Annotated in this window: 30 protein-coding genes; 11 read left to right on the forward strand and 19 right to left on the reverse strand. The window is 66.2% G+C overall.

Annotated elements, in window-relative coordinates:
• Positions 1-3 precede the first annotated feature (3 nt).
• The 5 genes from JQ633_RS07175 to JQ633_RS07195 all read right to left on the reverse strand — a co-directional run bounded on the left by JQ633_RS07175 (position 4) and on the right by JQ633_RS07195 (position 2,591).
• Positions 4-525 (reverse strand): methyltransferase family protein, encoded by a 522-nt coding sequence (locus JQ633_RS07175; protein WP_211983896.1) that lies wholly within the window; start codon positions 523-525, stop codon positions 4-6.
• Between the two features lie 65 nt (positions 526-590).
• A complete protein-coding gene (locus tag JQ633_RS07180) occupies positions 591-818 on the reverse strand; it encodes a hypothetical protein (protein ID WP_211983898.1) in 228 nt (75 codons plus the stop codon).
• Complete coding sequence (locus tag JQ633_RS07185; RefSeq protein ID WP_349631528.1) at positions 815-1,411, reverse strand: RNA polymerase sigma factor; 597 nt, start codon at positions 1,409-1,411, stop codon at positions 815-817. Before JQ633_RS07185 ends, JQ633_RS07180 begins: the two co-directional genes overlap by 4 nt.
• Entirely contained in the window at positions 1,408-1,614 is a 207-nt protein-coding gene (locus tag JQ633_RS07190; RefSeq protein ID WP_211983905.1) for a YgaP family membrane protein, read from the reverse strand. Before JQ633_RS07190 ends, JQ633_RS07185 begins: the two co-directional genes overlap by 4 nt.
• Positions 1,615-1,739: 125 nt before the next feature.
• Positions 1,740-2,591: an alpha/beta fold hydrolase gene (locus JQ633_RS07195; protein WP_211983907.1), complete on the reverse strand. Its 852-nt coding sequence runs from the start codon at positions 2,589-2,591 to the stop codon at positions 1,740-1,742.
• Between the two features lie 270 nt (positions 2,592-2,861).
• Here JQ633_RS07195 and JQ633_RS07200 point away from each other — a divergent pair, with 270 nt between their 5' ends.
• From JQ633_RS07200 to JQ633_RS07210, 3 genes are read left to right on the forward strand one after another with little or no spacing between them, the layout of a single operon-like run.
• Positions 2,862-4,130 (forward strand): TadE/TadG family type IV pilus assembly protein, encoded by a 1,269-nt coding sequence (locus JQ633_RS07200; protein ID WP_249158896.1) that lies wholly within the window; start codon positions 2,862-2,864, stop codon positions 4,128-4,130.
• Between the two features lie 25 nt (positions 4,131-4,155).
• Positions 4,156-4,662: a TadE/TadG family type IV pilus assembly protein gene (locus JQ633_RS07205; RefSeq protein ID WP_211983908.1), complete on the forward strand. Its 507-nt coding sequence runs from the start codon at positions 4,156-4,158 to the stop codon at positions 4,660-4,662.
• On the forward strand, positions 4,659-5,045 hold the full coding sequence (locus JQ633_RS07210; RefSeq protein ID WP_249158898.1) for a TadE/TadG family type IV pilus assembly protein: 387 nt from the start codon (positions 4,659-4,661) through the stop codon (positions 5,043-5,045). Before JQ633_RS07205 ends, JQ633_RS07210 begins: the two co-directional genes overlap by 4 nt.
• 157 nt (positions 5,046-5,202) lie before the next feature.
• Here the strand turns inward: JQ633_RS07210 and JQ633_RS07215 are convergent, their stop codons facing one another.
• Positions 5,203-5,562, reverse strand: a complete 360-nt coding sequence (locus tag JQ633_RS07215; protein WP_249158900.1) for a hypothetical protein — start codon at positions 5,560-5,562, stop codon at positions 5,203-5,205.
• 204 nt (positions 5,563-5,766) lie between these two features.
• Positions 5,767-6,825, reverse strand: a complete 1,059-nt coding sequence (locus JQ633_RS07220) for a class I SAM-dependent methyltransferase (RefSeq protein ID WP_211983909.1) — start codon at positions 6,823-6,825, stop codon at positions 5,767-5,769.
• 299 nt (positions 6,826-7,124) lie between these two features.
• Here JQ633_RS07220 and JQ633_RS07225 point away from each other — a divergent pair, with 299 nt between their 5' ends.
• Entirely contained in the window at positions 7,125-8,393 is a 1,269-nt protein-coding gene (locus JQ633_RS07225) for a serine hydrolase domain-containing protein (protein WP_211983910.1), read from the forward strand.
• 78 nt (positions 8,394-8,471) lie between these two features.
• Here the strand turns inward: JQ633_RS07225 and JQ633_RS07230 are convergent, their stop codons facing one another.
• Together JQ633_RS07230 and JQ633_RS07235 are read right to left on the reverse strand one after the other, a co-directional pair.
• A complete protein-coding gene (locus tag JQ633_RS07230; RefSeq protein ID WP_211983911.1) occupies positions 8,472-8,750 on the reverse strand; it encodes a hypothetical protein in 279 nt (92 codons plus the stop codon).
• Between the two features lie 395 nt (positions 8,751-9,145).
• The gene (locus JQ633_RS07235; protein ID WP_211983912.1) at positions 9,146-10,492 is read right to left on the reverse strand and encodes a hypothetical protein; all 1,347 of its coding nucleotides are present in this window, start codon (positions 10,490-10,492) and stop codon (positions 9,146-9,148) included.
• 391 nt (positions 10,493-10,883) lie between these two features.
• Here JQ633_RS07235 and JQ633_RS07240 point away from each other — a divergent pair, with 391 nt between their 5' ends.
• Positions 10,884-12,185, forward strand: coding sequence for a PQQ-dependent sugar dehydrogenase (locus JQ633_RS07240; protein ID WP_211983913.1), 1,302 nt, complete (start codon positions 10,884-10,886; stop codon positions 12,183-12,185).
• 10 nt (positions 12,186-12,195) lie between these two features.
• Here the strand turns inward: JQ633_RS07240 and JQ633_RS07245 are convergent, their stop codons facing one another.
• The 5 genes from JQ633_RS07245 to JQ633_RS07265 form a co-directional block, all read right to left on the reverse strand.
• Entirely contained in the window at positions 12,196-12,645 is a 450-nt protein-coding gene (locus JQ633_RS07245) for a tautomerase family protein (protein WP_211983914.1), read from the reverse strand.
• Between the two features lie 240 nt (positions 12,646-12,885).
• Positions 12,886-13,656 (reverse strand): SDR family oxidoreductase, encoded by a 771-nt coding sequence (locus JQ633_RS07250; protein ID WP_211983915.1) that lies wholly within the window; start codon positions 13,654-13,656, stop codon positions 12,886-12,888.
• A 43-nt stretch (positions 13,657-13,699) separates the two neighbouring features.
• The gene (locus tag JQ633_RS07255; protein WP_211983916.1) at positions 13,700-14,554 is read right to left on the reverse strand and encodes an alpha/beta fold hydrolase; all 855 of its coding nucleotides are present in this window, start codon (positions 14,552-14,554) and stop codon (positions 13,700-13,702) included.
• Positions 14,555-14,598: 44 nt separating this feature from the next.
• A complete protein-coding gene (locus JQ633_RS07260; RefSeq protein WP_211983917.1) occupies positions 14,599-15,198 on the reverse strand; it encodes a TMEM175 family protein in 600 nt (199 codons plus the stop codon).
• Between the two features lie 34 nt (positions 15,199-15,232).
• Positions 15,233-15,928 (reverse strand): alpha/beta fold hydrolase, encoded by a 696-nt coding sequence (locus JQ633_RS07265; protein ID WP_211983918.1) that lies wholly within the window; start codon positions 15,926-15,928, stop codon positions 15,233-15,235.
• Between the two features lie 162 nt (positions 15,929-16,090).
• Here JQ633_RS07265 and JQ633_RS07270 point away from each other — a divergent pair, with 162 nt between their 5' ends.
• From JQ633_RS07270 to JQ633_RS07280, 3 genes are all read left to right on the forward strand, one after another.
• Positions 16,091-16,693, forward strand: a complete 603-nt coding sequence (locus tag JQ633_RS07270) for a CGNR zinc finger domain-containing protein (protein ID WP_211984189.1) — start codon at positions 16,091-16,093, stop codon at positions 16,691-16,693.
• Positions 16,694-16,727: 34 nt separating this feature from the next.
• Positions 16,728-17,414 (forward strand): haloacid dehalogenase type II, encoded by a 687-nt coding sequence (locus tag JQ633_RS07275; protein WP_211983928.1) that lies wholly within the window; start codon positions 16,728-16,730, stop codon positions 17,412-17,414.
• 173 nt (positions 17,415-17,587) lie between these two features.
• Entirely contained in the window at positions 17,588-17,935 is a 348-nt protein-coding gene (locus tag JQ633_RS07280; protein WP_211983930.1) for a hypothetical protein, read from the forward strand.
• A gap of 295 nt (positions 17,936-18,230) precedes the next feature.
• Here JQ633_RS07280 and JQ633_RS07285 read toward each other — a convergent pair whose 3' ends face one another.
• A complete protein-coding gene (locus JQ633_RS07285) occupies positions 18,231-19,184 on the reverse strand; it encodes a LysR substrate-binding domain-containing protein (protein ID WP_211983932.1) in 954 nt (317 codons plus the stop codon).
• 117 nt (positions 19,185-19,301) lie between these two features.
• Here JQ633_RS07285 and katG point away from each other — a divergent pair, with 117 nt between their 5' ends.
• Positions 19,302-21,473, forward strand: a complete 2,172-nt coding sequence (katG, locus tag JQ633_RS07290; RefSeq protein ID WP_211983940.1) for a catalase/peroxidase HPI — start codon at positions 19,302-19,304, stop codon at positions 21,471-21,473.
• A gap of 115 nt (positions 21,474-21,588) precedes the next feature.
• On the opposite strand, the gene JQ633_RS07295 is transcribed toward katG, so the two are convergent.
• The 3 genes from JQ633_RS07295 to JQ633_RS07305 all read right to left on the reverse strand — a co-directional run bounded on the left by JQ633_RS07295 (position 21,589) and on the right by JQ633_RS07305 (position 23,468).
• Complete coding sequence (locus tag JQ633_RS07295; RefSeq protein ID WP_211983942.1) at positions 21,589-21,789, reverse strand: hypothetical protein; 201 nt, start codon at positions 21,787-21,789, stop codon at positions 21,589-21,591.
• A gap of 128 nt (positions 21,790-21,917) precedes the next feature.
• Complete coding sequence (locus JQ633_RS07300; protein ID WP_211983944.1) at positions 21,918-22,928, reverse strand: aldo/keto reductase; 1,011 nt, start codon at positions 22,926-22,928, stop codon at positions 21,918-21,920.
• A 108-nt stretch (positions 22,929-23,036) separates the two neighbouring features.
• Positions 23,037-23,468, reverse strand: a complete 432-nt coding sequence (locus JQ633_RS07305) for a PaaI family thioesterase (RefSeq protein WP_211983946.1) — start codon at positions 23,466-23,468, stop codon at positions 23,037-23,039.
• Between the two features lie 78 nt (positions 23,469-23,546).
• Between JQ633_RS07305 and JQ633_RS07310 the strand changes: the two genes are divergently transcribed.
• Both JQ633_RS07310 and JQ633_RS07315 read left to right on the forward strand, forming a co-directional pair.
• Positions 23,547-24,176 carry an NUDIX hydrolase gene (locus JQ633_RS07310; protein WP_211983948.1) on the forward strand — a complete coding sequence of 210 codons (630 nt, stop codon included), beginning with the start codon at positions 23,547-23,549 and terminating at the stop codon, positions 24,174-24,176.
• Positions 24,177-24,188: 12 nt separating this feature from the next.
• Positions 24,189-25,157: a Bug family tripartite tricarboxylate transporter substrate binding protein gene (locus tag JQ633_RS07315; protein WP_211983949.1), complete on the forward strand. Its 969-nt coding sequence runs from the start codon at positions 24,189-24,191 to the stop codon at positions 25,155-25,157.
• On the opposite strand, the gene JQ633_RS07320 is transcribed toward JQ633_RS07315, so the two are convergent.
• Complete coding sequence (locus JQ633_RS07320) at positions 25,129-25,380, reverse strand: hypothetical protein (protein ID WP_211983951.1); 252 nt, start codon at positions 25,378-25,380, stop codon at positions 25,129-25,131. The two genes, JQ633_RS07315 and JQ633_RS07320, sit on opposite strands and share 29 nt — an antisense overlap.
• Between the last annotated feature and the right edge of the window lie 31 nt (positions 25,381-25,411).

The raw sequence follows: 25,411 nt of genomic DNA on the forward strand, positions 1-25,411 counted from the left end.
GCGTCACGAAGCATCCCGGCTTCGCGCTGCTCGCCAGGGCGTAAGCCGTGGAATCCAGCGCGGGACGTTGGCGCGGAAATCCTCGTACTGGGCGCCGAAGCTCTCGGCCAGCACCGGCTCCTCGTAGGCCACGACAAAGCCGTGGAACGCGAGCCACAAGAGCCCGCCGTAAATCAACAGACGCCCGTCGCCGAACAGGATCCCCTGGCCCAGGATGATCGCGACGACGGCGACGTAAATGGGATTGCGCACGTAGCGATAGAGCCCTGTCACCACCAGGTTCTGCGGCGGTGCGATCGGCGCCGGCGTGCCCAGCCCCTGCAGCGCAAAGCGTCCAAACGAGTCGATGAGCCCGGGCAGACCGGCGGCGATCAACAGCATCCCGACCGCGCGCGTCGCCTGCAGGTCGAAGAACGGCGGCCGAAACTGCCAAAGCGTGATCGACCACGGGATGAGCCCCGCCAGGACGCTGGGCGCAACCGCAAAGAAGAGGGCAGAACCCAGGACCGCGATCGTTTTCTGCACGGCGCCTCCTTCCCCTTCCTGTCGCAATGCTAATGCAAACATGTCCGGTCAGTGCGTTCAGCGGCTCAATCGCGACGGCGTTGCGAAAGCGTCTCGACCAGCCCCACTGTCCAGCACATCGGGCATCCGCGTAGCGCGACGAGGGCGGCAACGCCCGCGCCGAGGGATAGCCAAGGGTGTGCGGTCTGCTGGACGATGGCCCAAGCGAGGAGCGCCGCCGCAGCCGCGCCGCGCATCAGGTGTGCGCCCAGGAAAGCGCTCCCGAACATGCCTAATCCACGAAAGTAGTTCATGTGCTCTCTCGCTCGCTATCCTTTGCGCCGTCCTTTGCGCTGTCTTTTGTGCCGAGCAAGTATTCGCGCACCAGTGCGCGGGCGCGGCGCAGGCGGCTTTTGGCCGCTTCGCGCGTCACGCCGAGCCGCCCGGCGATTTCCCAGATCGTCAGATCTTCGAGATCTCGCAGCAGCAGCACTTCGCGATGCGACGGCGAAAGCGACTCGATCGCATTGACCAGGTCTATGCGCAACTCGTCCGGCGGGACCTTTGCCAGCTCGCGCGACTCTTCCAGGCTGGCGAGCTCCTCGACGCCGCGCATCAGCATCAGCGCCGGCAGCATGCAAAGGCGTGCGATCACGGTCAGCAGCCAGCCGGCGAGTGCGGCCGGACTGCGGATCGTGCCCACGCGCCGGTACACGACGATGAGTGCTTCCTGCACCACGTCCTCGATAACCGAGGCGCGGTAGCAAAGGCGCCGGGCGTAGCGTCGAATATCCGGCTGCAGCGCCACCAACAGCTGGGTCAGCGCGTGCCGGTCACCCGACTGCGCCGCGAGCAGGAGATCGTCTGGTATGCGCGCCAAGGCAGTCACCCCTTCAAAGGCGGTCACCCCTTCAGAGGCTCGCGCCCGGCGACGGCGCAGGCAGGACAATAGCCGAACACGCCGGTGACCAGCGTCACGACACCCGCGCCGCCGAGCAGGAGCCCGAGCGGCGAAGCGTGCAGTGCAACTACGCCGCAGACGAGCATCAAGCCCCCGCCGATCAGCCTGGCCGCGCGCTCCCACCCGCCAACGTTCCTCTTATACCACATGGTTCTGTGCTCCGGTTCGTGACACGCCGCCATGGCGTGTTCACCCGGACAAGAGGGCGCAAACCCGGCTCCGGGGTCGCGGCACAAAAATAATTTGGGGCATGGCGGCTCAGCGGCCCCTGCCGCTACCCGAAAAAGGTCCGTAGCTCCCTCGCGACCAGCTCCGGCTTGCCGACATTGTCGGCGGCGATGTGGTCGGCCTTGGCAAGCTCGATCCGCGCGGCGCGCGGCAGCACGCCGGCCAGGGCGTCGAGCGCGGCCTTGAGGAATTGCGGGCTCTTGCTGCCGCCGAGCAGCAGCGTGTCGGCGCGGATCGTGCTGAAGGGCTGCAGCGGCGCGGCTTCGATGTCTTTCACGATCTGCAGGTCGTTGCGCATCGCTTTGATCAGCGAGGCGATCGAGGCGTCGCCGTCTTTCACCCGCTTGGCCTGCGCATTCAGGAGATAGCCGAACAAGGGGCGGAACACGGCGTGCGGCACCAGACGAAACAGCGTGGTGTCGCCGGTCCCCTTGAGCACAATCAACATGGCTCTCGCGAGATCGTTGCGCCGCATCGCCTCTTCATATCCCCGCGCCATCTCGTCGAAGGTCGCGCGATAGCTTTCGAGCGGCAGCGGCGGCTCGTAGACCGCGAGCTTCTCGATCGCAGGCGAGGTGGCCGCTGCCTGCAGCGCGAGGATGGCGCCGGAGCTCAGTCCGAACACGCGGCGCGCGCCGGTCTTCGACAGCAGCGCCGCGACGTCCTCGACCTCGCGCTGCAGGCCGATCGCGTTGCAGGGCAGGCTCATGCCGCGACCGCGCCGGTCGGGCACGTGGACGGTGAACGCATCGGACAACAGCTCGGCCAGCCTGACGAAGTTCTGCGACGCCTGCAGGCCGCCGTGCAGCAGCACGAGCGCCGGGCCGGAGCCGAAGGTGCGATAGCCGATCCGGCTGCCGTCCGCCGCGATCACGCTGTCAACGATCTGTGCCTGCATTCCCAACGTCCATCAGCCGTCAATTCGGCTGCACCTGATCAGAGCAGACTAGCACGACGCTGCGGCGACGGACCGGCGCGGCGATCGCCGAGCAGGCACGCTCCGCCGCCCTCCATTTCCTAACGAAGCGTTACACGCCAGCCCCGAATTTCGCTGCTCAAGCGAAGTTGACGTTAAATCGACATGCTCATCATCGGCGATCCAGGCAATCGGACGCTCGAGGGCAGCATGACCTCCCCTGCGGGATTGGAAGCTGGAATACCCTCGCAAATGAGGCTGCAAGCAAGGTTGGTGACGATGATGACGGCGTGGCGCGCGCGCCTGCGCGGCTTTGCGCGCGACGAATCCGGCAGCTATGCCATCCTGGTGGCGCTGCTGATGCCCGTGCTGGTCGGCGCGGCGGGCCTCGGCACCGAGGTCGCGTGGTGGTTCTACAAGCACAAGAACATGATGAGCGCCGCGGATTCGGCGGCCGTCAGCGCGGCCACGGCCGGCACCAATCTTCTCACCGAAGCCAACGCCATCACGGCGTTCTACGGCTATTCCAACGGCGTCGACAACGTCACCGTCGCGGTCAACCAGCCGCCCTCGACCGGCAGCTTCGCGACTGGCTCGCAGGCCGTCGAGGTCATCATCACCCAGCCGCAGCCGCGGCTGCTGTCGGCGCTGTTCGGCTCCGGCGCGGTGCCGGTCACGGCGCGCGCCGTCGCGCTCGGCAATATCGGAACGGGCTGCGTGCTGGCGCTCGACCCCACGGCAAGTCCGGCCGCGTCCGTGAAGGGCAGCGCGCAGCTCAATTTGATCAACTGCAATCTCTATGACAATTCCAGCGGCGGCCCGGCGCTGACCGTCACGGGCAGCGCCACGATCAACGCGCGGATGGTCGCCGTGGTCGGCGGCGTCACCGGTTCGAGCAGCATCACCACGACTGCCGGCATCCGGACCGGCGTGCGGCCGACGCCGGATCCCTACGCCAACGTCACGCCGACGATGCCCGGCTATTGCGACCATTCGAACAAGTTCAACGTCAAGGGGTCGACGACGCTCAGCCCGGGCAGCTATTGCAACGACATCTCGGTCAACGCCGGCGCCACGCTGACGCTCGATCCGGGCATCTACTATCTCAAGGGCAGCAACCTGTCGGTGGCCGGCAACGCCACCATCACCGGAACGGGTGTCACCATCGTGTTCACCAACTCCGGCTCAAGCTGGAGCTCGGCGAACATCGGCAGCAACGCCAATGTCAGCCTGACCGCGCCGACCAGCGGGGTCACCGCCGGCATTGCGTTGTATGGCGATCGCAACATGCCGGTCGGCACCACCTTCAACCTCACCGGCGGCGGCACGCAGAACCTCGCCGGCGCGGTCTATCTGCCGAAGGCCGATCTCAGCTTCAGCGGCGGCAACGGCACCAGCACCACGTGCACCCAGATCATTGCAGATACGATCACCTTTACCGGGAATTCGAATGTTCAGGTCAACTGCGCGGCGATGGGCGGTAGCGCCATCGGCTCGGCAACCGCGCAGCTCGTCGAGTAAGCCGATCGTCAGCATGGAGGCCGACATGACAGGTGGTGAATGCCATTCGCGAAGGCGTGACATTGTACGTCGCATCCCGGCGCGCCGCATCTTCGGGCGCTTCCGGAAGGACCGGCGCGGCGCCGCTGCGGTCGAATTCGGCGTCCTGGTGCCGCTGCTGGCGCTGATGGCGGTCTCGGTGGTCGATCTGGGTCTGGCGATCTATCGCAAGATGCAGGTCGAGAACGCGGCGCAGGCCGGGGTGGAATATGCCATCGCGCACGGCTTCGACGCCAACGCGATTGCCGCGGCGGTGGTCAACGCGACCAATGCCACGACGATCACGGCGACGCCGGCGCCGACCAAATATTGCGGCTGCGCGACCTCCACCGGCGTCACCAGCGCGACCTGCGGGGCGACCTGCCCGGGCGGCAAGCTGGCGGGCACCTACACCACCGTGTCGGCGCAGGCGAGCTACTTTACCATCATCAACTATCAGGTCGTGCCGGTCAGCTATGCCTTCAGCATGCAGTCGAAGGTGAGGCTGCAATGATGCGGGCCGTTCGCTTCTGGCGCGATCGCAGCGGTGCGTCCGCGCTCGAATTCGGCCTGATCGCGCCGCTGTTTTTCGCCTTGATCTTCGGCATCGTCGAGATCGGCCTGCTGCTGTGGACCCAGGCGGGAATGCAGCACGGCGCCGCGCTCGCCGCGCGCTGCGCCACGGTGAACGTCACGCTGTGTCCGACCAGCAACCCGACCATGATCACCACCTATGCAAGCCAGCAGGCCTTCGGCCTCAATCTGCCGGCCTCGACCTTCGCCTACGCCGCGCCGGCCTGCGGCAACCAGGTGACCGCAAGCTACCAGTTCCAGTTTCCGCAGATCCTCAATTTGTCCCCGGTGACGTTGACGGCAGCGTCGTGCTTCCCGGCATGAGCGGGATCCGCCACACCCTGCGCCGTCATCGCCCGGCTTGACCGGGCGATCCAGTATTCCAGAGGCAGCGGTTATTGAGCGGATAAGCCGCGGCGTACTGGATCGCCCGGTCAAGCCGGGCGATGACAGTGGAGTGTGCGGCGCGAGCGCGCCGCGATCAACTACGCCGCGCCGACCAGTAGCCTGCGCAGCGTTCGTTTCCCGAATAGCCGCGCCAGGTACCGCGGCCGGAGTTGCCTGACAGGCGTCCAGAGCCGCCGGCGTGCTTGTCATGCACGGTCACCGAGGCGCGGACGGCGCCCGACCTTGCGACATAGCCCCTGAACTTCACGAGGTTCGGATGGCTGACGATGCCGTTCGAGATGTTGACGGTGAAATTGTAGCTCGGATCGCAACCGCCGCTCTGGGTGACGAAGACGAGATCCCAGGAGCCGTCATAGGCCGATCGCGCATTTGCCTCGCCTCCGAGAACCGCGAGACCGGCGGCGGTGATCACACAGAGCAAGAGCCGCTTCATGGGTTTCCTCACGCTGTCATCGACACCTACCATCGCTTCGGCGCGTCGCGGGAAGCGATACAACCCAAGCGTTTGCGCAATTATAGAACACGATTTGCGTGATGCATCCGCAATCCTGCGGCGATCAATCGACGCGCCCGCCGCAGCCTCGGCACGACCGCGGAAGCGGCATGCAGGCCGGGGCCCGCATGCCGCTTGCACCGCTTACGGCCGTGCTTCGAGGATCAGATTGAACGGCGTCTCAGCCGCGCGGCGGAAGCGGGTCAGGCCGCCCTGGCGGGCGACGTCGCGCAGCCGCGCTTCGCCGGCCTGGGCGCCGAGCGCGAGGCCGACCTCCTGGTCGAGCGAGGCCGGCGTGCATACCATCGTCGAGGCGGCGTAGTAGACCCGGCCGACCGGATTGAAATTGTCCTGCAGCCGGTCGTGGGCGAACGGCTCGATCAGCATGCAGGTGCCGTCGTCGGCCATCGCCTCGCGCGTATGCTTTATCGCGCCGACGGGGTCGCCCATGTCGTGCAGGCAGTCGAAGAAGCAGACGAGGTCATAGCCGCGCTTCGGGAACGACTTTGCCGATTGCACCTCGAAGTGCACACGGTCGGACATGCCCTCAGTGCGGGCGGCCTCGCGCGCGGCCGCGATCGAGCCGTCGTGATAGTCGAAGCCGTGGAAGGTGGAGTTCGGAAACGCCTTCGCCATCAGCCGCGTCGACACGCCGTGGCCGCAGCCGATATCGGCGACGGTGGCACCGCGTTCGAGCTTGGCGACGACGCCGTCGAGGGCGGGCAGCCATTCCTGCACCAGATGATGCTTGTAGCCGGTGCGGAAGAAGCGGGCCGTGCCGCAGAACAGGCATTCGCTGCGCCGGTTCCAGCCGACCCCCTTGCCGGACTTGAAGGCGTCGGTGATCTTCGGCTCGTCCAGGAAGGTCGCCGCGACGACGTTGGCGGCCGCGCCGAGAAACACCGGGCTGTCCTCATCGGCCAGCGCCAGCGCCTGCTCCGGCAGCATCGAGAATTTGTTGGTGGCCGCGTCGTATTCGACATAGCCGGACGCCGCCTGCGCGGACAGCCATTCGCGTATATAGCGTTCCGCCGTGCCGGTCGCCTTGGCCAGCTCCGCGGAATCCATCGGGCCGCTTTTTGCGAGCGCGCGGTAGAGGCCGAGCTTGTCGCCGACCAGCATCAGCGATGTGTTCATCGCCGCGCCGACGTCGCCGATCATTTTTCCCATGAAAGCGTTCAGGCGGTCAGTATCGATGTCCATCTTATTCCTCCATTGAAAAAGTCAGTGGTCCAGACGCAATTCCTTCCCCAATCAACGATAGGCCGCGGATGTTGCGGCACGATTTCACGGCCGGCAAATCAGTTTCGTTTGAAATACCGTTGCCGTTACGACGCGGCCGCTGCCATCTCCTCGCAGCTTCGTGATCGCCGGCGAGGCATGCGTGTGCACCAACGGGCCGCGCCCCGGCAGAGCCTTGCCGCTCCCGCCGGCGTGATCTAAGCCTGCGGCATGCGGGCCCCGATATCCCAGAAGAGCCCGCGGGTTTTGGGGAGAAAACAATGAGAACATTGCTCACTGCCGCGGCGCTCGCCGCCGGCATCGCCGTCACCGCTGCCCATGCCGCCACACCGCTGCCGGAGGCGAAGCCGGAGCAGGCCGGGTTCTCGGCAAAGGGGCTGGCGCGGCTCGACGATTTCTTCGCGCGCGAGATCGCGGCCAAGCGGGTGCCCGGCGCGGTGGTGGCGATCGCGCGCGACGGCAAGCTGGTGCATTACAAGGCTTACGGCCAGCTCGATCCGGCCAAGGGCACGCCGATGCCTGTTGATGCGGTGTTCGCGCTGGCCTCGATGACCAAGCCGATGGCGGCGGTCGCCGGGCTCACGCTGATGGAGCAGGGCAGGCTGCCGCTGCAGGCCAAGGTCGCCGACTATTATCCTGGCTTCGCCGACATGAAGGTCGGCGTGCAGCAGGCCGACGGCTCGCTGAAGATGGAGCCGCAGGCGCAGCCGATCTTCATCCACGACCTCTATCGCCACACCTCGGGCCTGATGTATGGCGGCCGTCCCGACAGTTCGAGCGCGCTGGCGCGGCTCTATCCCGACGGCACCGCGCCGGCGATCGAGGGCGATACGCAGGCCTTCGTCGACCGCATCACCAAGCTGCCGCTGGTGCATCAGCCCGGCACCGAATTCGAATACGGCTTCTCGATCGACGTGCTCGGTGCCGTCGTCGAGAAGGTCGCCGAGCAGCGGCTCGGCGAATATCTCGCCGCCAATGTCTGGACGCCGCTCGGGATGAAGGACGCCACGTTCCATCCGACCGACGCGCAGCGCGCGCGGCTGGCGCGGCCGTTTGCGAACGATCCGCTCACCGGCAAGCCGCAAGCCATCAAGCTGCTGGATACGCCGACCAAATTCGATTGCGGCGGCGCCTGCTCGTTCGCCACCGTCGGCGACTATCTGCGCTTCGGGCAGATGCTGCTCAATGGCGGCGAGCTCGACGGCAAGCGCATCCTTGGTCCGAAGACCGTGCATCACATGACCTCGAACCATCTCGGGCCCGAGATCAAGAACAACGTCGCCAATGTCGAGCCGCATCGCGGCGGCTTCGGCTTTGGGCTCGCGGTCGCGGTGCGCACCAGCGAGGGCCTGTCGTCGGTGGCGGGCAATCCGGGCGAGTTCACCTGGAACGGCGCCTACGGCACGCAGTTCTTCTGCGATCCGAAGGAGCGCCTCGTCGTCGTGGTCGGAACCGCGGCGCCGGGCGAGCTGCGCAAATATTATCGCGAGAACGTGCAGGACATCATCTATGGCGCGATGGTGAAGTGAGCGTCACTGCATCGTGAGACCGGGAACAGCAAAGGGCCCATCGCTCGGCGAGCGATGGGCCCTGATGTTGCGCGCGTGTTACCAGCGCCGGTAGGCGCCGGTCAGCGTGCCGTTGTTGTTCCCGGAAGGTCCAACGTCGCCCTGGGTCGAACTCGGCACCGGATGGTTGGAGCCGTTCATCGCGCCATACCAGCCCGGCTGCGCCGGATAATACGCTGCCGGCGGCGAGGCAGTTTCATAGCGCGAATAGGCGGGACCCATGTCGCTCTGGTAGACGTAACCCTGCGCATACGCACCGGCCGTCGTCGCAAGCAGCGACGCCGCGGCGAGCGAGAGGAACTTGATCTTCTGGTTCATTCACATTGCTCCTTGCTGGTGTCGCGACCAACGACGAGCGCCGAGCAGCGTTCCGAAATTTCGATCAACTCTCGTCCCGAATCCGGACGTGAACATTCGTCCACACGCGATCATGTTTCGGTGAGAGGGCTTGCGCAGTACGATGGAACGTCGTTCCGCCGCTAGGTGGCTGTGAATCTCCTGCGACGAGGTGGCTAAAAGCGGATGCGCGAGAACCACCCACAGCGTCGTCCCGGCGAAGGCCGGGACCCATAACCACCGATCGTTATTGTTGCGCAACGCTCTGGCCACAGCTCGTTTCAACAACCTGACCCTGTGGTTATGGGTCCCGGCCTGCGCCGGGACGACGCGTGGGGAGATGCCGATAGATTCTCGGCTACTGAGGGCGGTCCGCGCTACAACACGCTGATCTTCGCCAAAATCTGGCGTTGCCATGCCTCGCGATCCGGATCGTTCAGATGCGCCTTGGCGCGCTCGCGGATCTCGGCCGACGGCGGCGGCCGGCCGGGCGCGAATTGCCACTGTATCGCGCTGTACAGCAGGGACACGCTCCGATCGGACAACGGCATGAAGGCGAGATCGAGCAGGGGGCCGTCGGCCTCGGGGAATGCCTTCTGCTCGTTCGGCGGCAGCTGATTCATCGCGAACAGCGCAAGCTCGATTCGGCGCGGCTCGCGGCTTTCGAGTTGCGACAGGATGTGACGTTTCATGATGTCAGGGCTCTGCGGCCCATGCAGTCGCGTGACGTGCTCCGATGCGGTCTGCGCGAGGAAAGCCATCGGCATGCCGCTGCTGCCCGGAACGATGTCCTTGCTGTCGAGATAGCCCTCGATCTCGCCGAGCGTCCGGTCGAGCGGGAACGGGTCTGCGGGCTTGAGCAATAAGTCGACCGGCATGTCGATGGCGCTTGCCAGGAAGGTGTCTTCGTCGATCGGCGGGCCTGCATCGAGCTTTGGCGGACGCTTGCCGAACAGCAGCGTCAGGCCCGACATCTGCTGCGCCATCTGTCCGACCATACGGCGCGCCAGCAGTCGGTCCTTGCCGTCGATCCGTTCAAGGGTCTCATAGACCGTTCCCCGGAACGATGTCGGCAACTCGGTGGCAGGCCAATAGCGCGGGTCGGGCGTGCGCACGCGCAGGATCAGCGCATCATCGATAGCGGCGATCGTTTGCCGGGCCGCGCATTTGCCGGGAAATCCGAGCCGGAGAAACTCCAGCGCGAGCGGCGCATTCTCCGTGGCGTGACAGATCTCTCCGCTCGCTCCCGTGTAGAGCGCCCACTCGCTGTTGCGCGCGTGGCCGGAGGTCAGCGCGATGGTGTGGCCCGAGGTGGCGAGCACCTTGATGCAGTTGGTCTCGCAGCTGTGGCCGCCGCGCCAGCCGTCGATGGCGAGAAGGCGGTGATTGGTCTCGACCGGTTCTGATGTCGCGCGGGTCAACCCCGCAATGACATCCTCCTTGCGCTGCAGCTCCGATGTCGAGGTGGCAAAGGTCGCCGCCGCGGCAAGCGCGGGTCCGAGCACAAAGCCAAAGCGCAGCTTCACGAGCCCGTAGATCGAGACGGCAAGAAACGGCGCAGCGATGCAGCCGATGAACAGGACGAGCAGAAACGGCACGAAAGCCACCGCGAAGGCGCCGCCCTGGCCGCTCGCGCCGATGATGCCCCAGGCGGCCTCGGACAGGATGAAGACGCCGACGGCGGACAGCAACGTGTCGACGACAAACGCGGTGATGCGGTTCATGACAGGCGTTCGAGCCAATCCAGTGAGCGTCCGGAATTGCAGCGGGTGGATCGCGGTCTTGTGCGTCGACCCTAGCACCGCTGTTGCGGTGCTTCACGGGAGCTCGCGGCACGATTGCGCGGTGGCGTTAATGCAATCTTATCCGGCGGCGGGAGGCGGCAAGCGATGGCTCGAAAAAGCCGTGGCCGGAAAAGAAGCCCGCCGAACGCGGCGGGCGAGGTCTCAGGGAGGAAGTTGCTCCGACAAGGAACGTATTCGTGAGTTTCGCTGATTCGGCCCCGGCTGCGAAGATCGTATAACTACTGTCATCAGGTACGGCATTATGCCAATGCTGCCGCGGCGGCCCACTGGCGGGGCGCGGATCGCGGGCGCAGTCAAACAGGGGAATTTCATGAGCATGTCCGGCATCTTTGCGCGCGTCGTTGCGGGGGTCGGCGCCGTCGCGCTGGCGTATCGGCGGACGCAGGGCGCGGAGCCCAGGCCCGCCTGGGGCGCGACGCCGCAGATTCCGGAGGCGAAATCGCAAGGCGCGATCCCGACGCTGAAGATGCCGACGGCGCGGGGCTGGGACAAGGGCCAGAAGCCGACCGCCGCACCCGGGCTAAAGGTCAATGCCTTTGCAACCGATCTCGATCATCCGCGCTGGATCAACGTGCTGCCCAACGGCGACGTCCTGATCGCGGAGGCGACGCAGATCGCGGGCACGCCGCGCACCCTGTTCCACTACGCGATGCAGGCGACGATGCGGCGCGCCGCGGCGCTCGGCGTCAGCGCCGACCGCATCACGCTGTTGCGCGACCGCGACGGTGACGGCGTCGCCGAGGTCCGCGGCGCCTTCATGGAAGGCCTGAGCCAGCCGTTCGGCATGGCGCTGGTCGGCGACACCTTCTATGTCGGCAACACCGATGGCGTCGTCGCGTTTCCCTATGTCGCGGGCGCTGACCGCATCACCGCCGAGGGCCGCAAGCTCGTGACGTTCAAGCCCGCCGGGCACTGGACGCGCAGCCTGCTGGCGAGCGCGGACGGCAAGAGGCTCTATGCCGGCGTCGGCTCGCTCAGCAACATCGCCGAGAGCGGCTTCGAGGTCGAGCAGGGCCGCGCCGCGATCTACGAACTCGATCTCGCCGCCGGCACGAGCCGCATCTTCGCCGGCGGGCTGCGCAATCCGGTCGGGCTCGCCTGGGAGCCGACCACGAACGTGCTGTGGACCGTGGTCAACGAGCGCGACGGTATCGGCGACGAGACGCCGCCGGACTATCTAACCTCGGTGCGCGACGGCGGCTTCTACGGCTGGCCCTACTGCTACTGGGGCCAGATCGTCGACGATCGCGTGCCGCAGGATGCCGCCCAGGTCGCCAAAGCGATCCAGCCGGACTACGCGCTCGGTGGCCATACCGCTTCGCTCGGCCTGTGCTGGATGCCGGCGGGCACGCTGCCGGGTTTTCCGGACGGCATGGCGATCGGCCAGCACGGATCGTGGAATCGCTCGACGCTGTCGGGCTACAAGGTGGTGTTCGTGCCGTTCGAGAACGGCCGGCCCTCCGGTCCGGCGCGCGACATCCTGTCGGGCTTCCTCGCGCCGGACGAGAAGGTGTCGTACGGCCGCCCGGTCGGCGTCGCGCTCGGTCCCGACCGCTCGCTGCTGGTCGCCGACGATGTCGGCAACGTGATCTGGCGCGTCACCGGCGCGTGAGGCGAGCCGCTCAGCGCCGCCGGACGATCGACTGCATGAAGGCGCGGTCCTCGTCCGGCAGGCCTTCGGTCCAGGCCGGCTCGTCGCCGGGTTCGGGCAGCACATGCCCGAACTCGATCATCTGCCGCGGCTGCAATTCGTTGAGATAGACCCAGACGGCGCGCCTGCTGTCGACGTTGGCGGCTTCGCCTACAGCGTCGGCCATCAGCCGCACCATCCGCGTTTTGTCGACAGCGGCGCGGCCGGCGCGGATATGGCCGTACACGAACACATGATCATGTGCGACCGGGACGCCGCCCATGAACCAGTTGCCGGCAGTGACCTCGTTGAAGATCACCTGGGCAAAATAGCTTGGTGCGCCGGTCACCTCGGCGTGGATCCGGGTGATCTCACCCGCGATCCGGCCCTTCTGCTCCGCGGTGAGGCGGCCTTGCGCGCTCGTGCAGTAATAGGTCGGCATGTGCGTGGCCCCGGTCGGATGTGGATCCCATCAGCATCCGCATCGCGGCCGTGCCGTCAAGCCGGGACGGCCGAGATAGGCTCCCTCTCCCCGTTCTTACGGGGAGAGGGTTGGGGTGAGGGGCTCGTTCGGCAAACACGGTGATAGTTGGACTCGCGAAGAGTCCCCCTCACCCGGAACGCATCTGACGATGCGTTCCGACCTCTCCCCGCACGCGGGGCGAGGTGAAGTGCGGCGGCGTCACACCGACCTGATCTCGCCGCCGTCCATGCGCAGCACGGTGCCGGTCATCCAGCGCGCCGGCGGCGACACTGCGAAGGCGATGAGATCGGCGATCTCTTCCGGCATGCCGAAGCGCTTGATGCCGGCCTGCTTCAGGAAGCCCGCCTTTGCGGCGTCGACATCGAGCGCCTTCGCGGCTGCGGCCTTGTCCAGCATGCCGAGCCGGCGTCCGGTCATGACCGCGCCGGGCGAGACGCAGTTCACCTGCACGCCGTCCTCGATGCCGCGCTCGGCGAACGCCTTTGCCAGCGCCTCGATCGCCGCATTGATCGCGCCCACCGCCGCCGCGCCGGCGCGCGGCATCACCGCGGTATTGCCCGAGGTGAAGATCACGGCGCCTTGCGCGGCCTTCAGCGCGTCCCATGCGCGGATCGTCAGCCGCCTTGCGCCATGCATCTTGAGCGCGAGGCCGGCGTCCCATTGCTGGTCGGTCATCTCGAATAGATCAAGCCCCGGCACCGCGCCGGCGACGTTGACCAGCGCATCGATCTCGCCGAAGCGCTCCAGTGTGGTCTTGACGACGGCGTCCGCAGCGTCCGGCGCTGACAGATCGAGTTCGAGCACCAGCGGCGTCGCGCCGGAGGCTTCGACCCCCCGGGCGACTTCGCACAGCTTCCCGCCGCTGCGCGCGACGAGGACGATCGTGTAGAAATCGCGCGCGAGCCGCAGCGCCGTGGCGCGGCCGATTCCCGAACTGGCGCCGGTCACGATGGCGACTGATTTGGTCATGGTTGTTGTCCTTGCGTGCAACGATAGATCGGCGTGAGTGCTGTCAGCGATTCAGGAAGTCGCGGATCGCCCGCGCGATCTCGGCGGCGTGGGTCTCCAGCGCGAAATGGCCGGTGTCGAAGAAGCGCACCACCGCTTTCGGATTGTCGCGCTTGAACGCCTCGGCGCCAGGCGGCAGGAAGAACGGATCGTTCTTGCCCCACACTGCGAGGAACGGCGGCTGATGGGTGCGGAAATAGTTTTGGAAGGCGGGATATAGCGCGACGTTGCTCTTGTAGTCGCCGAACAGGTCGAGCTGCACGTCATGCGCGCCGGGACGCGCCATGTAGTAGTTGTCGAGGTTCTGTCCGTCCGGCGACACGGCTTGCGGATCAGTCGTGCCATGCGTGTATTGCCAGCTCGTCGTCTCCGGCTTCAGGAACGCACGCAGCGCGTCGCGGTTGGCTGCTGACGGATCTTGCCAGTAGGCCTTGATCGGGGTCCAGCCGTCGCTCAGCCCTTCCTCATACGCGTTGCCGTTCTGCGAGATGATCGCGGTGATGCGCTCGGGATGCTTGAGCGCGAGGCGGAAGCCGGTCGGCGCGCCGTAGTCGAACACATAGACCGCGTAGCGGTCGAAGCCGATCACCTCGGTGAAGCGGTCGATCACGCCGGCGATCGCATCGAACGTGTAGCTGAACTTGTCGCGCGCCGGCATGTCGGACTGGCCGAAGCCGGGCAGGTCGGGCGCAACGATGTGGAATTTGTCTGACAACAGCGGGATCAGATCGCGGAACATGTGGCCCGCGCTCGGGAAGCCGTGCAGCAGCAGCAGCTTCGGCGCGCCCGGCGTGCCGGCCTCGCGATAGAACACGTTGAAACCGTCGACATCGGCGGAACGATACTTGACGTTGGACATCTCTCACTCCTGTTGATCGCAAAGTTGGTGGTGGGGTTGGTACGTCAGGCTTCGGCCTGCGCCTTCGACCGGCTGAATATTTCGGGCCGCAGATAGAGCAGCAGCGCGCCGCACACGGTTGCAAAACCCAGCAACGGCATGAACGGCGCGATGGCGGCGCCGGCGGCGAAGATCAGCAGCGCGACCAGGGTCCGGCGCTGCGCCAGCGTTCGTGCCCGTGCGGAGATCACGGACTGGTCCGCCTGTGCCAGCACCGCGCGCTCGAAGGCGAGGTAGGCGAGGTCGATCAGGAAGAAGATCACCGCATAGATCACCACCGGCGCGGCGGCCATGTGCGAATCCGCGACCCAGGCGGTCGCGAACGGCAGCAGCGAGACCCCGAACAAATGGAGGAAGTTCAGCCAGATCAGCCGCGGCGTCGGGTGCCCCACCAGGTGCAGCAGATGGTGGTGATTGACCCAGATCACGGCGATGAAGACATAGCTCGCCGCATAGCTGATCGCCGTCGGCCACAGCGGCAGCAGGTCGGCCAACGCCTTGCCGTGCGGCGCCTTCAACTCCAGGACCATCACGGTGATGATCACGGCGATCACGGCATCGGAAAACGCGCCGAGCCGATCCGCGGAAACCTGTCGCTCCTGCATGGCAGCTCTCCTGTCCAAAATTGCGGAAACAACCTCAGGCCTGGATAACGCCGCGGATCGCATCCCGGATGACCTCAGCGACGAGCGCCGGCGCGGTCACGATCGGCGTGTGATCAACTGTGTGCGAGCGCACCACGGCATTCATCCGGGCCGCCATGCTGCGCTGGGTCGCGGGCGCGATCATCCGGTCCTCCTCGGCGATCAGGAACCAGGCCGGCAAATCCTTCCAGCGCGGACGGCCGACCGGCACGGTGATGCAGGCCGGCGAAATCGGCCGCTGCACGGCCGCGAGCACCGCGATGTCCTCCGACCGGGCGCACTGCGCGAAGGCCGATGCGAAGGCGGACTCCGGCAGCCAGATCAGTCCGTTGGCGTCGGGCGCCAGATTGGGCGCGAACGGATGCGGCGGCTCGCGATAGAACACGTCGGCGACCGTCTCGCCTTCATCGGGCGCCAGCGCCGCGACATAGACCAGCGCCTTGACCCGCGGCGAGCGCACTTCAGCGATCACGGCGCCGGCATAGGCGTGGCCGACGAGCACGATCGGCCCCTCGACGCGATCGATCGTGCGGTTCAGCGCGGCGACGTCGTCGGCAAACGAGGTCAGCGGCAGCGGCGCTGCGACGGCGGTGATGCCTTCCGCATCGAGCGCCGTGATCACCCGCGCCCAGCTCGAACCGTCGGCCCACGCGCCATGGGCAAGCACCACGCTGACATCCTTGATCGACATTGTCCGCTCCTGTTCCGAGTAGTAACCTATAAAAAGCCAATTGACAGGTTACATACCTTATGATCCTCTCTTCGTAACTTGTCAACAGCATTTTATCAGGTTATTCGAGGTAAGCTCGAAAGCCGCCAGGAGGGCCCGATCGTGCAACCCCATCCGCCAGCGATGTTCGTCGCGGACTCCTTGGGTCTCGATTTCATCAATTCGATCGCAACGCCCGTCGACACGCCGGTCGACTGGATCGGCGACGGCGACGGCCTGCTGCGCTGGCTGACGCAGGCCAACCTGGTTCCGTCAGATGTGCTCGAGGACGTGAAGTCGCATGCGGCCGCGGGCGAGCTCGACGACCTTGCCGATCAGGCGAGGGCCTTGCGCGAATGGTTCCGCGGCTTTGTCCGCAAGCACATGGGCCGGCCGCTCACGCAGCGTGCGCTGAAGGAGCTGGAGCCGCTGAACCGGCTGCTCGAACGCGACGAGGCGTTCAGCCGGATCGTTCCGCACCGCGACGACGGCCATGACGGTTTCGCGCTCGAGCGCACGCGGCGCTGGCGCGCGCCGGATGCATTGTTGCTGCCGATCGGCGAGGCGATGGCCAAGGTCGTCTGCGAGGAGAGCTTTGCCGATATCAAGGCATGCGAGGGTCCGGCCTGCACGCTGATGTTCGCCGACCACACCCGCGCCCGCGCGCGGCGCTGGTGCAGCATGGCGATCTGCGGCAACCGCGCCAAGCAGGCCGCGCACCGGCAGCGATTGAAGGACAGGGGCTGAGACCAGCAACCACAACCAATAAGGAGACCAATAAATGGCGACGCTTCCCTTGATCGTGTTCGACGTCAACGAGACCCTGCTCGACCTGGAAACCATGGAGCCGGTGTTCGCGCGCATCTTCAACGACAACAGCGCGATGCGGCTGTGGTTCGCGAACTTCATCATGTATTCGGCCTCGCTCACCGTCGCCGGCTGCTACGTGCCGTTCACCGATATCGGCGCGGCCGTGATGAAGATGCTGGCCGATACGCGCGGCATCCGGATCGATGAATCCGACAAGAAGGAGCTGACCGAAAAATTCTCCACCATGCCGCCGCATGCCGAAGTGCCCGCGGCCTTGCGCAAGCTGCGCGCGGCCGGCTTTCGCCTGTTCACGCTGACCGACAATCTGCTCGAAGTGCAGACCCGCCAGCTGACGCATGGCGGCATCGTCGATCTGTTCGAGCGGCGTTTCTCGGCCGACGGCGTCAAGCACCACAAGCCGTCGCGCCAGGCCTATGCCTATGTCGAGCAGGAGCTCGGCGCGTCGCCGTCGCAGTTCTGCCTGATCGCCTGCCACACCTGGGACACGCTCGGTGCGGTCGCCGCCGGCTGGGAAGCCGCGCTGATCAAGCGCCCCGGCAACGACGAGCTCGGCGTCGGCCCGCAGCCCCATGTGGTCGGCAACGATCTCAACGACGTCGCCGACCAGCTGATCCGCCGCTACGGCGCGAAAGTGTGACAGTTCCCGTGAGGCGATGGAGGGGAACTCGAATGCCCCTCCAAGCGATCGCTCTGAAGCGACTAAAACCGGAATGAAATTCGGAGCGCATTTCAACCATGTCCCTTGAGTGTTCCTCAACCTCCGCCGCCGATGCTTCGGCGCGTCAACGCGATCCACGAGGAGCACAGGGAATGCCGGCCAAAGCACGAGCGACCGCGACCAAGCCTCAGGCGCTGGAGCGCGAAGACATCCTTAACGCGCACGCCATCAGCACGCTGAGCGCGGGCGCCGTCAGCGCCATGAGCGCGGTCGGAGCCGCCGTGATCAAGAAGAACAAGGCCGCGCTCGGCAAGAACCCGGACTGGTTCTGGCACATGTTCGCCAAATGCGAGGCCAAGGCCGCGCGTCTCGCCGAGCAGGCCGCCGGCGATCCGAAAGCCTGGGGCGATGCGACCTTCATCGAGACCTACGCCAACCAGCTGCCGAAGCTGCTGACCGCCGCGCTCGACGCGCGCGAGAAGGCGCTCAAGGAAAAGTGAGGGCCGGTGCGCTGACGAGCGAGGCCTCGTTCGTAGGATGGGTGGAGCGAAGCGATACCCATCATTCTCACCGTACATGCAATTGATGGGTATCGCTGCGCTCCACCCATCCTACGAACTGTCGTCCCACCCACCGCTGTCATCGCCCGGCTTGACCGGGCGATCCAGTACGCCGCGGCCTCTCAGTTCAAGCACGACTGTCTCTGGAATACTGGATCACCCGGTCAAGCCGGGTGACGACACCGTGGTGTTGGCGGGCGACCGCGCATCAAACGAACCCGCAACAAAGCAGCCTTCACGCCACCTTTCGCCCCGTGCGCTTCGCCGCCGCCTTCGCCGCATCGCCCTTCGGCGCGCGCAGTGCGGCGGCGGCGAGGCTGACCACCTCTGAGATCTGCTGCAATTGCGCGGCGAGCGGGCTGGTCTTGCGCCAGACCATGCCGATGGTGCGTGACGGCTGCGGGTTCTTGAAGCGCGAGATGGTGACCGGTGCCGAGCGGGTCTCGACGCTGACCGCCATCTCCGGGATCAGCGTGACGCCGATGCCGGCGCCGACCATCTGCACCAGCGTCGACAGCGAACTGGCGTCGAGCACCTCGCGCGGCGGCGAGGACTGCATGTTGCAGAACGACAGCGCCTGGTCGCGGAAGCAGTGGCCTTCCTCGAGTAGCAGGAGCCGCATCTCGCGCAGCATCTCGGCGCTCGGCGCCGGCGTTCCCGCATCCTCGCCCGGCCGCACCAGCAGGAAATTCTCCGAGAACAGTGCCACCTCGGTCAGCGACGGTTCCGACACCGGCAGCGCCACGATCGCGGTGTCGAGACGGCCCTCGGCGACCTCCTTGATCAGCCTCGGCGTCAGCGTCTCGCGGACATGGATGTCGAGCTCGGGATGCAGCCGCGCGAGCGTCTCGATCACTTTGGGCAGCAGATACGGCGCGATGGTCGGGATCATGCCGACGCGCAAGCGGCCCGCCAGGCGGTCGCGCGAGGCGCGCGCGAAATCGCCGAGCTCGTCCACCGAGCGCAGGATGTCGCGAACACGATGCAGCAGTTCCTCGCCGAACGCGGTCAGCGTGACTTGTCGCGCGCTGCGCTCGATCAGGACGCCGCCGACCGCCTGTTCCATCTCGCGGATCTGCATCGACAGCGCCGGCTGCGACACCGCGCAGGCATCCGCGGCGCGGCCGAAATGGCCGTGGCGGGCCAGCGCATCGAAATACCTGAGTTGCCGGAGTGTGACATTTATCATCAGATTATCTTATCGGTGCGATCATTAAAGTCAATTTCACCTGATGAATTGAGCCGCGTAGAATCATTCTTGGAAGAGCTCCAGGCATTCCAGAATCCATCACCTCGGAGAAGAAACATGGACGCAAAAACCGACGACGGCGCGGGCAAATGCCCGTTCGGCGCAAGCCCGCGGGGACGTACGAATCGTGACTGGTGGCCGGAGGGGCTCGACGTCCAGGTGCTGCACCGGAATTCGAACCTGTCCGATCCGATGGGCAAGGAGTTCGACTACGCCACGGCGTTCAAGTCGCTCGACCTCAACGCCGTGATCAAGGACCTCACCGCCCTGATGACGGAGTCGCAGGACTGGTGGCCGGCCGACTACGGTCATTACGGCGGCCTGATGATCCGCATGGCCTGGCATTCGGCCGGCACCTACCGCACCACCGACGGCCGCGGCGGCGCCGGTGCCGGTCAGCAGCGTTTCGCTCCGCTGAACAGCTGGCCCGACAACGCCAACCTCGACAAGGCGCGCCGGCTGCTGTGGCCGGTCAAGCAGAAATACGGCAACAAGCTCTCGTGGGCCGACCTGATGGTGCTGGCCGGCAACGTCGCGCTGGAATCGATGGGCTTCAAGACGTTCGGTTTTGCGGGTGGTCGCGCCGACGTCTGGGAGCCGGAAGAGCTGTACTGGGGTCCGGAAGGCACCTGGCTCGGCGACGAGCGCTACAGCGGCGAGCGCCAGCTCTCCGAGCCGCTCGGCGCGGTGCAGATGGGCCTGATCTACGTCAACCCGGAAGGCCCGAACGGCAAGCCGGATCCGGTCGCCGCGGCGAAGGATATCCGCGAGACGTTCTTCCGCATGGCGATGAACGACGAGGAAACCGTCGCGCTGATCGCCGGCGGTCACAGCTTCGGCAAGACCCACGGCGCCGGCGATCCGTCGCTGGTCGGTCCCGAGCCGGAAGCCGGCGCGCTGGAGGACCAGGGCCTCGGCTGGAAGAGCGCACATGGCACGGGCATCGGTCCTGACCAGATCACCGCCGGCCTGGAAGTGGTCTGGACCCAGACCCCGACCAAGTGGAGCAACTTCTTCTTCGAGAACCTGTTCAAGTACGAATGGGAGCTGGAGAAGAGCCCCGGCGGGGCCAACCAGTGGGTGGCCAAGGGCGCGGATGCGATCATCCCGGATCCGTTCGATCCGTCGAAGAAGCGCAAGCCGACGATGCTGACCACCGACCTGTCGCTGCGCTTCGATCCGGCCTACGAGAAGATCTCGCGCCGCTTCCTGGAGCATCCGGATCAGTTCGCGGACGCCTTCGCCCGCGCCTGGTTCAAGCTCACCCATCGCGACATGGGCCCGATCCAGCGCTACCTCGGCCCGCTGGTGCCAAAGGAGGCGCTGATCTGGCAGGATCGCGTGCCGGCGCTCGATCACGAAGTGATCGGCGACAAGGACATCGAGGCGCTCAAGGCGAAGATCCTCGCCTCGGGCCTGTCGGTGTCTGAGCTGGTCTCGGCGGCCTGGGCCTCGGCCTCGACCTTCCGCGGCTCCGACAAGCGTGGCGGCGCCAACGGCGCGCGTGTCCGTCTCGCTCCGCAGAAGGACTGGGAGGTCAACGAGCCTGCGCAGCTCAAGAACGTGCTGGGCAAGCTCGAAGCCATCCAGAAGGAGTTCGGCAAGAAGGTCTCGCTGGCCGATCTGATCGTGCTCGGCGGCGCTGCTGCGATCGAGAAGGCGGCCAAGGACGGCGGCACCAATGTGAAGGTGCCGTTCACGCCCGGCCGTACCGATGCCTCGCAGGAGCAGACCGACGCCCACTCCTTCGAACCGCTCGAGCCGCGGGCTGACGGCTTCCGCAACTACGTCAGCGGCAAGCATCAGTTCATGATGCCCGAGGAAGCGCTGATCGACCGCGCCCAGCTTCTGCGCCTTTCGGGGCCGGAAATGACGGCGCTGGTCGGCGGGCTGCGCGTGCTCGGCGCCAACGCAAAGAAGTCGAAGCAGGGCGTCTTCACCGCGAAGGCCGGAACGCTGACCAACGACTTCTTCCTCAACCTGCTCGACATGAGCACGAAGTGGGACCATGTCGGCGAGGGCGTCTATGAGGGCCGCGACCGCAAGACCAATGCGGTGAAGTGGACCGCTTCCCGCGTCGACCTGATCTTCGGCTCGCACTCGCAGCTGCGCGCGTTCGCCGAGATCTACGGCCAGTCGGACTCCAAGGAGAAGTTCGTCAAGGACTTCGTCGCCGCCTGGGCCAAGGTGATGAACCACGACCGCTACGACCTGGTCGGCCACAAGTAAGCGGCCGGCACGGGTGACGAGACACGAGGGCGGCGCTACGGCGCCGCCCTCAGGCGTTTCAGCGGGCGTGAAGAGGGCTTTCGCGCTTGGCCGCGCCAGCTCGGTCGTGCAGCTTTCAGTCGTGCAGCTTCATGTCCCGGATCATCTCCTCGATCTCCGCTTTGGTCGGAGTTGCCGGAGCAATTCGCACCGCGCTACCGGTCGTGTACGGCGCATCGCACCGCGTTGTCTCGCGCGGTGATTGGACGATCGCGGTCAGGCTTGCCCAGCAAACGAAGATAGCCACGATCCAGTCGAGCAGATTGGATGCCATCATGGCAGCACCAGCATCAGCATTGTCATGCCGCGATGGTGCAGCCGGCGCAGGGCATGCGCAATTCGGAAGGCGCGAAACGTAGCTTCGGCGCTGCCGAGCGGTTGACGCGAGAGCCTGCGGAGGCTCGGTTACTCCGTCCGCGCCCGGCGTCCCTCGATCGGATACGCCGGGTCGTTGAAGCCCGGCGTCGAGGGATGGCCGGCGACGACGAGACCGTCGATCAGCGCCTCGTCCTCCGCGGTGAAGCGGTAGTCGAGCGCGCTGATGTAGTCGTCCCACTGCGCCTCGGTGCGCGGACCGGCGATCACGGCACTGACGAACGAGGAGTTCAGCACCCACGACACTGCAAACTGCCCGGCGGTGATGCCGCGGGCCTCGGCGTGACGCTTGATCTCCTGCGCGAGCTGCAGCGATTCCGGCCGCCACTCGGTCTGCATCATGCGCTTGTCGTTGCGCCCCGCGCGGGTGTCGGCGGGCGGCGCCGCGTCGGGCGCGTATTTGCCGGTGAGGACGCCGCGCGCCAGCGGGCTGTAGGGCACGATGCCGAGGCCATAAAAATTGCAGGCCGGGAAATGCTCGACCTCGGGCATCCGGTTCATCGCGTTGTAATAGGGCTGGCTGGCGATCGGGCGATCGATGCCGAGCCGGTCGCAGATGTTGCAGATCTCGGCGACGCGCCAGGCGCGATAGTTGGAGACGCCGAAATAGCGCACCTTGCCGGCGCGGATCAGGTCGCTCATCGCGCGCACCGTCTCCTCGAGCGGCGTCGCGTGGTCTTCCTTGTGCAGATAATAGATGTCGATGGTGTCGGTGCCGAGCCGCTTCAGGCTGGCGTCGCAGGCCTGGAACACCCAGCGCCGCGACAGCCCGCCATGGTTGGGATCGTCGCCGATCGGGTTGGCCAGCTTGGTCGCCAGCACCCAGTTGGAGCGCTGGTTGGAGATCGCGCGCCCCACCACCTCCTCGGACTTGCCGCCATTATAGGCGTCGGCGCTGTCGATGAAGTTGATGCCGGCCTCGCGTGCCTTCGCAATGATCCTGCCCGACGTCGCCTCGTCGGTCGGACCGCCGAACATCATGCTGCCGAGGCAGATCGGCGAAATCTTCAGGCCGCTGCGGCCGAGCTGGCGGTATTGCATCGGATGCTCCCTCTCGCTCATTGTCATTCCGGGGCGATGCGCAGCATCGAACCCGGAATCTCGAGATTCCGGGTTCAGCCCTGTGGGCTGCCCCGGAATGACGGTGGACTAGCTCTCGTTCTTCAGAATCTTGAACACGCCGTTCGCCATCGCGATGCAGCGCTTGTCGACGGTCACTTCGGCGGTGATGAAGATCAGGCTCCTCGTCGAGCGCACCACGCGCGGGCGGGTGATCAGGATCTCGCCGATCTTGCCGGCCTCGACGAAATGGGTGTCGAGCTGCACCGTCGCCAGCGTCGGCTTGCCGGAGACGAAGCGGGCGGTCATGCCGCAGGCGCGGTCGGCGAAGGTCATGATCACGCCGCCCTGCACCAGGCCGCGGCGGTTGTGGTGCTTGTCCTCGGTGATCAGCGCGAATTCCGGCGTGCCGTCGACCATGCGCTGCCAAAGCGGCCCGACCAGCTGCAGGAATCCGCTGGTGTCGACGACCTTCCAGCCGTTGGATTTGAGCTTGTCCGCGGACGTCGCGAGATGGTCCATTGCTTACCGATGATTGATCGCAGGAGGCATGTGCTGAGGGTCATTTCATCGAACGGGGGACTGTTGTAGTCAAGGTCAATGGCCCGCACATTTGACGATGCCACCCGGCGGAATATCGCAGAGCTCTGCGCGGCGTTTGCGCGCCTCGCGCCGGCGGACGCCGTGCCCGATCTGAAGCGCGCCGCGGTCGCGATCGCGCTGACCGAAGCCGATGACGGCGACGGCACCGCCTTCCTGCTGACCCGCCGCAGCGCCAGTCTGCGCGCGCACCGCGCGCAATGGGCGCTGCCGGGCGGCCGCTGCGATGCCGGCGAGACCCAGGCGCAGGCCGCGCTGCGCGAATTGCACGAGGAACTGGGGATGGCGCTTGGCGAGCGCGACGTGCTCGGCCTGCTCGACGATTATCCGACGCGCTCGGGCTACCTGATCACGCCGGTGGTGGTCTGGGCTGGGGAGCGGGCCGCGATCGTGCCGAACCCGGACGAGGTCGCTTCGGTGCATCGCATCGCGCTCGACGCGATCGAGGCCGATGATGTCTTCAGCTTCGTTACGATCCCGGAGAGCACGCGGCGCGTGATCCGCTTCCGGCTCGGCGAGTCGCATATCCACGCGCCGACGGCTGCGCTGATCTATCAATTCCGCGAAGTGCTGGCCGGGCGCAGCACCCGTGTCGCCGACCTGGAGCAGCCGGTCTTCGCCTGGAAGTAGGGAGAAAACATAATGAAGAAAATCATTGTCGCTGCCGCGGTGCTCGCCTTCACCGCAATGTCACATCAGGCGCAGGCGCAAAACTATCCGATGCGGCCGATCACGCTGGTGATCCCGTTCGCGCCGGGCGGCAGCACCTCGATCGTCGGCCGCGGCGTCGCCGAGAAGATGGGCGAATTGCTCGGCGAGAAGGTCGTGATCGATAACCGCCCGGGCGCCGGCGGCACCGTCGGGACCAAGGCGGTGGCGAAGAGCGATCCCGACGGCTACACGCTGCTGCTCGGCTACACCGGCACGCTGGCGATCGGCCCATCGCTCTACAAGAATGCCGGCTACGATCCGCGCAAGGATTTCGCGCCGATCGGCATGATCGGCAACGCGCCGAACTCGCTGGTGGTGCATCCGTCGTTTCCGGCCAAGTCGGTCGCCGAGCTGATCGGCTACGCCAAGGCCAATCCGGGCAAGGTCAATTTCGGATCCGCCGGCGCCGGTACCGCGAGCCACATCACCGGCGAATATTTCGCCCGCGCCGCCGGCATCACGCTGGTGCACATTCCTTACAAGGGCACCGGCCCGGCGCTCACCGATCTGCTGGGCGGCCACATCCCGATGGCATTCGCGCCGATCCCGGCGTCGCACACCAACGTCGCGGCCGGCAAGCTGCGTGCGCTCGCGGTGACCAGCTCGACGCGTTCCGGCCTGCTGCCTGACGTGCCGACCATCGCCGAAGCCGGACTGCCGGGCTTCGACGCTTCGCTGTATTACGGCCTGGTGGCGCCCGCCGGCACGCCGCGGCCGATCATCGACAAGCTGAACAAGGCGCTGCACGCGGCGCTGGCCTCGGAGGAGGTGAAGCGGCAGCTCGGCAATGACGGCACCGACATCACGCCGGGCACGCCGGAGGACTACACCGACTTCATCGACAAGGACGAGAAGAAGTGGGCGCAGCTGGTCAAGGCGAGCGGTGTCGAGCAGGAGTGAGATGGTGATGGCCGCGCGGCTTGCGCCGCTGCGGCTGTGCAGCGGCCGGCCGTTCGGCCGGCATCGCCGACGTCGCGGGTTCCGGCGGCGCCCGTGACACGTTATCGTAGCAGGTGAAGCGCGACCGCGCATCCGGGAACAGGCTGCAATCCGGACGCTCGGCGCGCACGGGCGTCGCGAGCGTCAGCGCGGTGGTCGCGGCAAGCCAGATCGCAATCCTCATCGCAGCCTCCCGGTGCTCAAGCATGGCTCCT

Origin of the sequence: Bradyrhizobium tropiciagri, assembly GCF_018130505.1 — a bacterium.
Lineage (GTDB): Bacteria > Pseudomonadota > Alphaproteobacteria > Rhizobiales > Xanthobacteraceae > Bradyrhizobium > Bradyrhizobium tropiciagri_B.